This is a genomic window from Actinacidiphila cocklensis (assembly GCF_907177275.1).
Taxonomy (GTDB): domain Bacteria; phylum Actinomycetota; class Actinomycetes; order Streptomycetales; family Streptomycetaceae; genus Actinacidiphila; species Actinacidiphila cocklensis.
The window spans coordinates 1-11271 of record NZ_CAJSLV010000093.1 but is presented as its reverse complement, the minus strand read 5'-3'; the positions used below and the strand labels follow the sequence as shown (position 1 = coordinate 11271).

10 protein-coding genes are annotated in these 11271 nt (G+C 73.9%); 4 read left to right on the top strand and 6 right to left on the bottom strand.

Annotated elements, in window-relative coordinates:
• Positions 1–89: 89 nt before the first annotated feature.
• The 3 genes from NFU81_RS33625 (at position 90) to NFU81_RS33615 (ending at position 2534) form a co-directional block, all read left to right on the top strand.
• Positions 90–953: a thioredoxin domain-containing protein gene (locus NFU81_RS33625; protein WP_251498831.1), complete on the top strand. Its 864-nt coding sequence runs from the start codon at positions 90–92 to the stop codon at positions 951–953.
• A gap of 139 nt (positions 954–1092) precedes the next feature.
• A complete protein-coding gene (locus NFU81_RS33620) occupies positions 1093–1389 on the top strand; it encodes a hypothetical protein (RefSeq protein ID WP_251498829.1) in 297 nt (98 codons plus the stop codon).
• The gene (locus tag NFU81_RS33615; protein ID WP_251498826.1) at positions 1386–2534 is read left to right on the top strand and encodes an SPFH domain-containing protein; all 1149 of its coding nucleotides are present in this window, start codon (positions 1386–1388) and stop codon (positions 2532–2534) included. The genes NFU81_RS33620 and NFU81_RS33615 overlap by 4 nt, the downstream gene beginning before the upstream one ends.
• Positions 2535–2589: 55 nt before the next feature.
• Here the strand turns inward: NFU81_RS33615 and NFU81_RS33610 are convergent, their stop codons facing one another.
• From NFU81_RS33610 to NFU81_RS33590, 5 genes are all read right to left on the bottom strand, one after another.
• The gene (locus NFU81_RS33610) at positions 2590–4716 is read right to left on the bottom strand and encodes a 3-hydroxyacyl-CoA dehydrogenase NAD-binding domain-containing protein (protein ID WP_251498823.1); all 2127 of its coding nucleotides are present in this window, start codon (positions 4714–4716) and stop codon (positions 2590–2592) included.
• The gene (locus tag NFU81_RS33605; RefSeq protein ID WP_251498821.1) at positions 4713–5933 is read right to left on the bottom strand and encodes a thiolase family protein; all 1221 of its coding nucleotides are present in this window, start codon (positions 5931–5933) and stop codon (positions 4713–4715) included. Before NFU81_RS33605 ends, NFU81_RS33610 begins: the two co-directional genes overlap by 4 nt.
• A 281-nt stretch (positions 5934–6214) precedes the next feature.
• A complete protein-coding gene (locus tag NFU81_RS33600) occupies positions 6215–7468 on the bottom strand; it encodes an HRDC domain-containing protein (RefSeq protein ID WP_251498818.1) in 1254 nt (417 codons plus the stop codon).
• Between the two features lie 150 nt (positions 7469–7618).
• A complete protein-coding gene (locus NFU81_RS33595; protein WP_033177087.1) occupies positions 7619–8287 on the bottom strand; it encodes a response regulator transcription factor in 669 nt (222 codons plus the stop codon).
• Between the two features lie 191 nt (positions 8288–8478).
• Positions 8479–9108 (bottom strand): DUF3000 domain-containing protein, encoded by a 630-nt coding sequence (locus tag NFU81_RS33590; RefSeq protein WP_251498815.1) that lies wholly within the window; start codon positions 9106–9108, stop codon positions 8479–8481.
• Positions 9109–9203: 95 nt separating this feature from the next.
• Between NFU81_RS33590 and hemE the strand changes: the two genes are divergently transcribed.
• On the top strand, positions 9204–10253 hold the full coding sequence (hemE, locus tag NFU81_RS33585) for a uroporphyrinogen decarboxylase (protein ID WP_251498812.1): 1050 nt from the start codon (positions 9204–9206) through the stop codon (positions 10251–10253).
• Between the two features lie 16 nt (positions 10254–10269).
• Here the strand turns inward: hemE and NFU81_RS33580 are convergent.
• Positions 10270–11271: DUF4349 domain-containing protein (locus NFU81_RS33580; RefSeq protein ID WP_251498809.1), on the bottom strand; the 1002-nt coding region annotated here is incomplete at its 5' end.

Below are 11271 nucleotides of genomic sequence, written 5' to 3'. Positions count from 1 at the left end.
ACCGCGGCCCGGGAGCCCCGTTAACGGGGCTCCCGGTACCGATGGTAGAAATGCGCGAGAGCAGTGCGGATGATCGAGGTGGCGTAGCAATGACGGAGTCCAAGGGACCCGACACTCCCGGCGGTTCGGCGGCCCCGAAGAAGAAGCGCAAGACCCTTCTCGACCGGCTGCGCCCGTATGCGGTCGGCGCGACGGCGATGGTCGTGGTCTTCGGCGTGTCGGCGGTGATCGGCGCCCATGTCCGCGGCAACAAGGACACCAAGGTCTCCGAGCCCAGTGGCGCGGTGGCCGCGGCCCAGCCGCCCGCGGCAGCCCCGACGGACGGCGCGTCGCCCAGCCCCACCACCCCGGCCGGCCCCAAGCTCGGCATTCCTGTGCACCCCACGGTCCCGGTGACCGTCACGGTCTACGAGGACCTGCGCAGCCCCGACTCGAAGGCTTTCCACGAGGAGTACGAGGCGACCTTCCAGCAGCTGCTGGCCACCGGCCAGGTGCAGTTCCAGTACCGCCTGGTGACCGCCTCCGACAAGCAGTACGGCGGCTCGGGCGCCCTGGTGGCGGCCAACGCCGCGGCCTGCGCGCAGGACCAGAGCCGCTTCACCGCCTTCGTCGGCGAGGTCTGGAAGCACCAGCCCACCGACCCCAAGGACGACGCGCTGGCCAGCGAGAACCTGATGAAGAAGCTGGCCGCCAAGGCGGGCAAGATCAAGACCGCCGGCTTCGACCCGTGCATCGAGCAGCGCGACCACGAGGGCTGGGTGGACAAGTCGCAGCAGGACTTCGCGGCCGCCGGCTACGGCACGGTCCCCGTCGTGGAGATCAACGGCGTCGTGGTCAAGGACGTGCACTCCTCGCTGACCCCGGCGGCGCTGCGTGCCCAGATCCTCAAGGAGGCCAAGCGGGTCATCGCCCTGCAGGCCGTCCCGACGAACACCCCCGCGCTGGCCGGCTGACGCCCTTCCGGTCCTCCACCACTCCTCCGCGGTCGGGCGATTCACCCTTCCTGTGCCGATCTCTCCGGAATCGTCAACTTTCCGGGCAAATCGGGTAGTAAGGGCATGTGACGCCCGATCACGGAGGAGTGGTGCGCGCATGTCGATGCCGCTGTTCTACGACGTCGAGCCGCCGCCCGCGTGCGGCTGCGAGGGCTGCGCACGGCAGCGCCTCGCCGAGTCCATGGCCCGCGACAGCTGGGGCCTCACCAGCACCGGTGCCACGCGGATACTGGCCGCCGCCGCCGCCGCCGCCGCCGCCGCCGCCGCGGGCACCGCGGGCACCGCGCTCGGCGGAACCGCGGCCACGGTCACCCTCCAGCGCGCCACGGGCTGGTCGGGCCGCAGCGCCGACGGACACCCCGGCCCCGAGACGCGGAGGCGACTGCTCTCGTGACTTCCCCCGACACGGCCCCGCCCGCAGAGCCGGGGCCGTACGAACCCGCCCCCCGCCCGGGGCAGCCGGAACCGGCCGACGGCCAGGGGCCCTACGACCGCACGGCCCGGCTGGACCGCGTGGAGCCCTCCGTCGAGCCGGGGGCCTACGGGCAGGCCGAGGTGCCCGGGCAGGCGGGTCCTGCCGCCGAGCAGACGCTGCTCATGCCGCGGGTCGTGCCCCCCGCCGACCCGCTCGCCGAGCGGGCGGGGCCGTGCCTGCCCGGGTGGACGGCGGGCACCGCGCTGCTGGCCGCCGTCGCCGCGGCGGGCTGGCTGCTGTGGCGGGCAGGGCTGCTGCCGCTCCCGCCGGCCGGCGGCCTGCTTCCCGACCCGCCGCGGGACGCGGCCCGGGGGAGCGGCCTGTGGAGCGGCCTGGTCGTGATCGGCGCGGTCGCCGCCCTCGCGGCCTGCGGGCTGGCACGCGGCCGGCCCGGCAGCGTCTGGGTGCTCACCCGGCACGGCGGCTACCGCGGCACGGTCCGCCGCACCGGGCTGCTGTGGATCAGCCCGCTGCTCAGGCGACGGAGGATGGACGTCTCGCTGCGGCACTGGCGCAGCCGCCCGATCGACGCGGTCGACGCGCACGGCACCCCCGTGCAGGTCACGGTGCTGCTGGTGTGGCGGATCAGGGAGACCGCACGGGCCGCCTTCGCGGTGGACGACTGCACCCGGCTGCTGCGCGAGGAGGTCGAGGCGGCGGTCGCCCGCGCCGTCTCCCGGCACCCGGCCGACGACTTCGGCGGCGAGCGCGGCGACGCGGTGACGCTGCGGGACTGCGACCGGCTCCGCGACGAGCTGGGGCGCCTGGTGGCCGCGGCGGTGCGGGAGGCGGGCGTGGAGGTCTTCTCGGTGACCCCGGTACGGCTGGAGTACGCCCCCGAGGTCGCCGCGGTGATGCGCCGCGCCAGGATCGCGACGCTGGAGGCCAGGCAGCGCAGGGCGGTGCTCGACGACGTCCTGGGCGCGGTGGCCGACACCCTGCGCGGGATCACCGACCGCGGCCTGGTGGAGCTGGACGACCACGAACGCAAGTCGCTGGTCCGCGACCTGACGGTGGCGCTGCTCGCCACGCCGGCCCCCGCGGGCAGCCGGCCCCGCGGCTGAACGCAGCGGAGGGGGGCGGGGCCGTGGCCGGCCCCGCCCCCCTCCTACGGCCGCGTCAGGCCGGGACGCTCGCGACGCCCGGGGCCAGGAACGGCTTGCCGTTCACCCGCTGCGAGACGCCCTCGCGGTCCAGGTACGGGGTGACGCCGCCCAGGTGGAAGGGCCAGCCCGCACCGGTGATCAGGCAGAGGTCGATGTCCTGCGCCTCGGCGACCACGCCCTCGTCCAGCATCAGCCCGATCTCCTGCGCCACCGCGTCCAGCACCCGGTCGCGCACCTGCTGACCGGTCAGCACGCTGTCGCCCTGCTTGAGCAGGGCGGCGACCTCCGGGTCCAGCTCGGGACGGCCGGAGTCGTAGACGTAGAAGCCGCGCTTGCCGGCCTTGACGACCGCCGCCAGGTTCTCCGAGACCGTGAAGCGGTCGGGGAAGGCGCCGTGCAGGGTCTGCGAGACGTGCAGGCCGATGGCCGGTCCGACCAGTTCGAGCAGCACCAGCGGGGACATCGGCAGGCCCAGCGGCTCGATGGCCTTCTCGGCCACGGCCACCGGGGTGCCCTCGTCGATGACGTTCTGGATCTCGCCCATGAAGCGGGTCAGGATGCGGTTGACGACGAAGGCCGGCGCGTCCTTGACCAGCACCGCGGTCTTGCGCAGCTTCTTGGCCACCGCGAAGGCAGTGGCCAGCGACGCGTCGTCGGTGCCCTCGCCGCGGACGATCTCCAGCAGCGGCAGGATCGCCACCGGGTTGAAGAAGTGGAAGCCCACCACCCGCTCGGGGTGGTCGAGCTTGGCGGCCATCTCGGTCACGGAGAGCGAGGAGGTGTTCGTGGCCAGGATCGCGTCCGGGCGCACCACCGCCTCCAGCTCGGCGAAGACCTTCTGCTTGACGCCCAGCTCCTCGAAGACCGCCTCGATGACGAAGTCCGCGTCACCGAAGGCCGTGGCCTTGTCGAGGTGCCCGGTCACCAGCGCCTTGTAGCGGTTCGCCGCGTCCTGGCCCAGCCGGCCCTTGGCCAGCAGCTTGTCGATCTCGCCGTGGACGTAGCCCACGCCCTTGTCGATCCGCTCCTGGTCGATGTCGGTCAGCACCACCGGCACTTCGAGGCGGCGTACGAACAGCAGCGCCAGCTGCGAGGCCATCAGCCCGGCGCCGACCACGCCGACCTTGGACACCGGCCTGGCAAGCGCCTTGTCCGGGGCGCCGACCGGGCGCTTGCCGCGCCGCTGCACCAGGTTGAAGGCGTAGATGCCGCTGCGCAGCTCGCCGCCCATGATCAGGTCGGCCAGCGCCGCGTCCTCGGCGTCGAAGCCGCGCCCCAGGTCGCCGTCCTTGGCCGCCGCGATGATGTCCAGCGCCCGGTAGGCGGCCGGGGCCGCGCCGTGCACCTTGCCGTCGGCGATGAAGCGCCCGCGCTCCACGGCGCGGTCCCACGCCTCGCCGCGGTCCACCGCGGGGCGCGCGACCTCGATCTCGCCCCTGAGCACCGCCGCGGTCCACACCAGCGACTGCTCCAGGAAGTCCGCCGCCTCGAAGAGCGCGTCGGCGATGCCCAGCTCGAAGACCTGGGCGCCCTTGAGCTGGCGGTTCTGGTTGAGCGAGTTCTCGATGATCACGGTGACCGCGCGGTCCGCGCCGATCAGGTTCGGCAGCAGCGCGCAGCCGCCCCAGCCGGGTACCAGGCCGAGGAAGACCTCGGGCAGCGAGAAGGCCGGGATCGACGCGGAGACGGTGCGGTACGTGCAGTGCAGGCCGACCTCGACGCCGCCGCCCATCGCCGCGCCGTTGTAGTAGGCGAAGGTCGGGACCGCGAGCGAGGACAGCCGCCGGAAGACGTCGTGGCCGCCCTTGCCGATGGCGAGCGCGTCCTCGTGGCGCCCCAGCAGCTCCACGCCCTTGAGGTCGGCGCCGACCGCGAAGATGAAGGGCTTGCCGGTGATGCCGACGCCGGTGATCGCGCCGTCCGCCGCCTCCTTCTCGACCTGGTCGATCGCCGCGTCGAGGTTGGCGAGCGACTGCGGCCCGAAGGTGGTCGGCTTGGTGTGGTCCAGGCCGTTGTCCAGCGTGATCAGGGCGAAGCGGCCCGCGCCGGGCAGGTCGACGTGCCGCACCTGCGCCTGGGTGACGACCTCGCCGGGGAACAGCTCGGCCGCACCCTTGAGGAGTTCCGTGGTGGTGCTCACTTGCCGCTCCCGTCGAAGTTCGGGTTCTCCCAGACGACCGTGCCGCCCATGCCGAAGCCGACGCACATCGTGGTGATGCCGTAGCGCACGTGCGGCTGCTCCTCGAACTGCCGGGCCAGCTGCGTCATCAGCCGCACCCCGGAGGAGGCCAGCGGGTGGCCGAAGGCGATGGCGCCGCCGTACTGGTTGACCCGCGGGTCGTCGTCGGCGATGCCGTAGTGGTCGAGCAGCGACAGCACCTGGACGGCGAAGGCCTCGTTGACCTCGAACAGGCCGATGTCCTCGATGCCCAGACCGGCCTTGGCGAGCGCCTTCTCGGTGGCCGGGATCGGGCCGATGCCCATCACCTCGGGCTCGACGCCCGCGAAGGCGTACGACACCAGGCGCATCTTCACCGGCAGGCCCAGCTCGCGCGCGACGTCCTCGGCGGCCAGCAGCGAGGCGGTCGCACCGTCGTTGAGGCCCGCCGCGTTGCCCGCGGTGACCCGGCCGTGCGCCCTGAAGGGCGTCTTGAGCCCGGCCAGCTGCTCCAGCGTGGTGCCGGGGCGCATCGGCTCGTCCGCGGTCGCCAGGCCCCAGCCGGTCTCGCCGGCGTCGGGGTTGGTGCGGCGGATCGCGATCGGCACCAGGTCCTGCTGGATGCGGCCGTCGGCGTACGCCTTCGCCGCCTTCTCCTGGCTGCGCACCGCGAACTCGTCCGCCCGCGCCTTGGTCAGCTGCGGGAAGCGGTCGTGCAGGTTCTCCGCGGTCATGCCCATGAACATCGCGGACTCGTCGACCAGCTTCTCCGAGACGAACCGCGGGTTGGGGTCCACGCCCTCGCCCATCGGGTGCCGCCCCATGTGCTCGACACCGCCCGCGACCACCACGTCGTACGCGCCGAACGCGACACCGCCGGCCGTCGTCGTCACCGCGGTCATCGCGCCGGCGCACATCCGGTCGATCGAGAAGCCGGGCACGGTCGTCGGCAGCCCCGCCAGAATCCCCGCGGTACGCCCCAGGGTGAGCCCCTGGTCGCCGATCTGCGTCGTCGCGGCGACCGCGACCTCGTCGACCCGGGCCGGGTCGAGGTCCGGGTTGCGCCGCAGCAGCTCCCGGATGCACTTGATCACCAGGTCGTCGGCGCGGGTCTCGTGGTAGATGCCCTTCGGGCCCGCCTTGCCGAACGGGGTACGGACGCCGTCGACGAAGACGACATCCCTCGCAGTACGGGGCACGAGCAGCTCCCTTTTTCTGTGTTCACTCGCCTCCGGTCGCTTCGGATCCGGTGCCGACGGTCGATCGTGCTCGGTCCCTCGTTCCTCGGGACCTCCGCGCGATCTGCCTTTCGGCACCGGCGCGACCTTCGGCTCGCTCACCGGCGTGACCGGGGGGATGGTGGACGGAGGCGCACCGCACTGCGCAGAGCGAGTACGGCGTCACCCACCATGCTACTCATGGGTAACCGACTGGGACAGTGCAACTCGGGGAAGCGGCGTAGGTCACATGGGACCCGGGGTCACTCCTCGGTCGCCGGACCGGCCGTGAGGGACTTCGCCAGCAGCGGGGCGGCCAGCTCGACCTGCCACGGGCGGGCGCCCAGCTCCGTCAGCGCGGCCGCGACGGCCTCGGGGGAGCGGTCGCCGGGCGGCGACCAGCAGACCCGGCGGACGGTGTCCGGGGTGATCAGGTTCTCCTGCGGCAGGTTCAGCTCCTCCGCGAGACCGGTGACCGCGGCACGGGCCGCCGACAGGCGGGCGGCGGCTTCCGGGTCCTTGTCGGCCCAGGCGCGCGGCGGGGGCGGACCGTTGTACGCGGCCGTCGGCTGCGGCAGCTCGCGCTCGGGAAGGGCGCGCGCCCGATCCACGGCGGCCTGCCACTGGTCGAGCTGGCGGCGGCCCATGCGGTGCCCGAAACCGGGCAGCGCGGCCAGCGCGTGCACGTTCGGCGGGTTCTCCAGCGCGGCGGTCACGATCGCCGCGTCGCTCAGCACCCGGCCGGGCGACACGTCCCGCTCCCGGGCGGCCCGGTCGCGGGCCAGCCACAGCTCGCGCACCACGCCGATCTGGCGCCGCCTGCGGACCTTGTGCATGCCCGAGGTCCGGCGCCACGGGTCCACCCGGGGGGCCGGCGGCGGGGCGGCGGCGATCGCCGCGAACTCCTGCAGCGCCCACTCCAGCTTGCCCTGGGTGCGCAGCTCCTCCTCCAGCGCGTCGCGCAGGTCGACCAGCAGCTCCACGTCCAGCGCGGCATAGCGCAGCCAGGGCTCGGGCAGCGGGCGGGTGGACCAGTCGACCGCGGAGTGGCCCTTCTCCAGGGCGAAGCCGAGCACCTGCTCGACCATCGCCCCGAGCCCGACCCGCGGGAAGCCGGCCAGCCGCCCGGCCAGCTCGGTGTCGAACAGCGAGGTCGGGCGCATGCCCAGCTCGGTCAGGCACGGAAGATCCTGGGTGGCGGCGTGCAGTACCCACTCGGTGCCGCTCAGTGCGGCGTCCAGGGTGGACAGGTCGGGGCACCCCACGGGGTCGATCAGCGCGGTCCCTGCTCCGGCACGGCGCAGCTGGACCAGGTAGGCCCGCTGCCCGTAGCGGTAGCCGGAGGCGCGCTCGGCGTCGACGGCGACCGGTCCCGAACCCGCGGCGAAGGCCGCGACGACTTCCTTGAGGGCCTCGGGGTCCGCGGTCACCGGCGGGATGCCCTCGCGCGGGTCCAGCAGCGGGACCGGCGCCGTGACGTCATCTTCCGGGGTTGCGGTGTCTCTGGCGTCGGTCACCTGTCAAGGGTAGCCGTGCCTGGCCCTCCGGGGGTTCGCTCGTCCCTGCCGGGGTGCCGCGCCCCGGCCTCCGTCGGGGGAGGCCGGGGCGCGACACCCCGGCTGCGGCAGGCGGCGTAACGTTCCGCCCCCTGCCGCGCGGGAGGCGGATCAGTGGATGATGCCGGTGCGGAGCGCGACGGCGACCATGCCGGCGCGATCCCCTGTGCCGAGCTTCCGGGCGATCCGGGCGAGGTGGCTCTTGACGGTCAGGGCCGACAGGCCCATCGAGACGCCGATCGCCTTGTTGGACTGGCCCTCGGCGACGAGGCGCAGCACCTCCACCTCGCGCCCCGACAGCTCGCGGTAGCCGCTTCCGGGGTGGCCGGACGCGCCTGGCGGGCGGCGCTGCATGCGGGCGGCGGTGGCGCCGAGCGGGGCGAGCCCCGGACGGCCCGCCATGGAGCCGGGGCTGTTGCGGGTGCCGGTGACGACGTAGCCCTTGACGCCGCCCGCCAGGGCGTTGCGCACCGCGCCGATGTCGTCGGCGGCGGAGAGCGCCAGGCCGTTGGGCCAGCCTGCCGCACGGGTCTCGGCGAGCAGGGTCAGGCCGGAGCCGTCGGGGAGATGGACGTCGGCGACGCAGATGTCGCGGGGATTACCGACCCGGGGTCGGGCCTCGGCGATCGACGAGGCCTCGATCACATCGCGAACCCCGAGAGCCCACAGGTGTCGGGTGACAGTGGAGCGGACGCGGGGGTCGGCTACGACGACCATGGCCGTCGGCTTGCTGGGGCGGTAGGCGACCAGGCTCGTGGGCTGCTCGAGAAGAACGGACACCGGGCCTCCTGTGAAAAGGGGACTGGAACGGTCACAGTCTCCTTCGGCAGCAATTGCTCCGGCCTTTAGGGAAAGATCACGATTTATTGAGCATCAATTCCGGCAAATCGGACGACCGATCGAACGCCAGAGCAGGCAGGGCACGGCTGTGCGCCGGACACCGCCGTGCGGTGCCCGGTGCTGTCGCAGCGTCAGGTGCGCCGCTTGGGCAGCGGCACCACGCCGGCCGTGCCACGCAGGGAGGCGTCGGGACCCTCGGCGGGCGGCAGGCCCGCGAACGTGCACAGCAGGTCGCACCAGGCCGCCAGGTGCGCCGCGACGTCGATCGTCCCGCCGGGCCGCTCCCGCGGCGACCACGAGGCCCGCAGCTCGATCCTGGTCTCGTCCGGCCGGTCGGCCAGGCCCCCGAAGAAGTGCGACGACGCGCGCGAGACCGTACCGCTCGGCTCGCCGTGGTCGGCGCCGTGCGCGGCCAGTGCCCCGGTCAGCCAGGACCAGCTCACCTCGGGCAGCAGCGGGTCGCCGGCCATCTCCGGCTCCAGGTCGGCCCTGGCCAGCGTCACCAGCCGGAAGGTGCCGTGCCAGGCGTCGTGCCCGGCCGGCTCGTGCAGCAGCACCACCCGCCCGTCGGCCAGCTCCTCGCCGTCGGCCACCACCGTGGCCTCCAGCGCGTAGGCGTACGAGGCCAGCCGGCGCGGCGCCGTCACCTCCTCGATCCGCACCTCGGACCGCACCCGCGCCCCCCGCAGGGCGTCCACCGCATGCTGAAAGGGAAAGGGGACCCCGTCGTCCTCGCCGAGCTGCCCATGCACCGCTGCCATGCCCGGAAGACTAGGCCGCTGACGCCCGTTGCGTGCGCAACAACACCCGAGGCCCCGGAACTGGTGCCCTGTCCCGCCGTGGGAGGATGCCCGATGTGAGTGCGCACCAGCAGACCGCTGCTTCCCCCTTCATCCGTGCCTGCCGGAACGAACCGGTGCAGCACACCCCCGTGTGGTTCATGCGGCAGGCCGGGCGGTCACTGCCCGAGTACCTGAAGCTGCGCGAGGGCGTCCCGATGCTGGAGTCGTGCATGCGGCCCGAGCTGATCACCGAGATCACCCTCCAGCCGGTCAGGCGGCACGGCGTGGACGCGGCCGTCTACTTCAGCGACATCGTGGTGCCGCTCAAGGCCATCGGCCTCGACGTGGAGATCAAGCCGGGCGTCGGCCCCGTCGTCGCCGACCCGATCCGCAATCGGCAGGACCTGGCCCGGCTGCGCGACCTGGACCCCTCCGACGTCGGCTACGTCACCGAGGCCGTCGGCCTGCTCACCGCCGAGCTGGGCAGCACCCCGCTGATCGGCTTCGCCGGCGCCCCCTTCACCCTGGCCAGCTACCTCGTCGAGGGCGGGCCGTCCCGCAACCACGAGCGCACCAAGGCGCTGATGTACGGCGACCCCGAGCTGTGGCGCGACCTGCTCGACCGGCTCGCCGACATCACCACCGCCTTCCTGAAGGTGCAGATCGAGGCGGGCGCGAGCGCGGTGCAGGTGTTCGACTCCTGGGTCGGCGCGCTGTCGCCCGCCGACTACCGACGGTATGTGATGCCGGCCTCCGCGAAGGTCTTCGACGCCGTCGCCGGCTACGGGGTGCCCCGCATCCACTTCGGCGTCGGCACCGGCGAGCTGCTCGGCCTGATGAGCGAGGCCGGCGCCGACGTCATGGGCGTCGACTGGCGGGTGCCGCTGGACGAGGCCGCCCGGCGGGTCGGCCCCGGCAAGGCCCTGCAGGGCAACCTCGACCCCGCGGTGCTCTTCGCCCCGACCGCGGCCGTCGAGGCGAAGACCCGCGAGGTGCTGGACGCCGCGGCCGCGGCCGGCACCGGCCACATCTTCAACCTCGGCCACGGCGTCCTGCCCACCACCGACCCGGACGCCCTCAGCCGCCTCGTGGACTTCGTCCACAGCTCCACCGAGGCGGTCTGAGGCTCCGGCCCCGGGGTCAGTCGGACGGCCCCTGCTCGCCGTCCGACGGCTTCGCCGGAGGCACGGGCGGCGCCGCGGGCGGCTCCGTCCACGGGTCCTGCGCGGCATCCTGGTGCAGGTCCGCCCCGCCGCGCGGCCCCGGCACCGACGGGTGCTTGGGCAGCGGGGCGGCCGTCCGCGGCATCGCCGGCGGACGCCCGGCCGGCACGGTCCGTGGCCGCCACCGGCGCAGCAGCCGCCAGGCCACCACGACGATCGCCGCCAGCGCCAGGAAGGGCAGGACCGCGGAGACCGCCACGAGCACGGCCCGCACCGTCACGTAGAAGGCGTGCCAGCCGTCGCTCAGGGCGCCGCCGACCGTCTTCCAGAAACCGTCCTTCTTCTTCTCCGGCTCCTTGTGCACCGCGGCCTTCACCGGCGGCTCGCTCAGCCGCAGCGTCACCGTCGCCAGGTCCGCCTGCGCCCGCAGCGACGCCTGCTGGGCCTCCAGCGCCTCCAACGCGGACTCCCGGGTGCTCAGTTCGCTCTCCAGCGACACCACGTCGCTGAGCCCCGAGGCCTGGTCCATCAGCTTGCGGACCCGGTCGACGCTGGCCTGCTGCGACTTGATCCGGCTCTGCGCGTCCACCACCTGGCTGGTGACGTCGTCCACGCTGACCTTGCGCCCCAGCAGGGTGCCGAGCCGGGCGAGGTCGTCGAGCAGCCCGTCGTACGCCGCGGGCGGCACCCGCAGCTGGATCGTGGACGTGGCGTGGCCCTGCGCGTCCACGGCCGTGTCCTCGTCGCCCGCGTAGCCGCCCGCGGCGGCCGCCAGCGTCCTGGCCCGCAGCAGCGCGTCCTCGACGTGCGGGGTGCGGACGCTCAGCTCCGCGGTCCGCACCAGATACGTCGGGGCCAGCCGCGGGGTCTTCGCGCCGCTGCTGCTGCCCCCGCTCCCCGCGGACGGCGCGCTCGGCGCCGTACCGCCGCTGCCCTCCGCGGCGGCGCCGTCGCCGGCGTCCGCGCCGCCGTCCGAGCC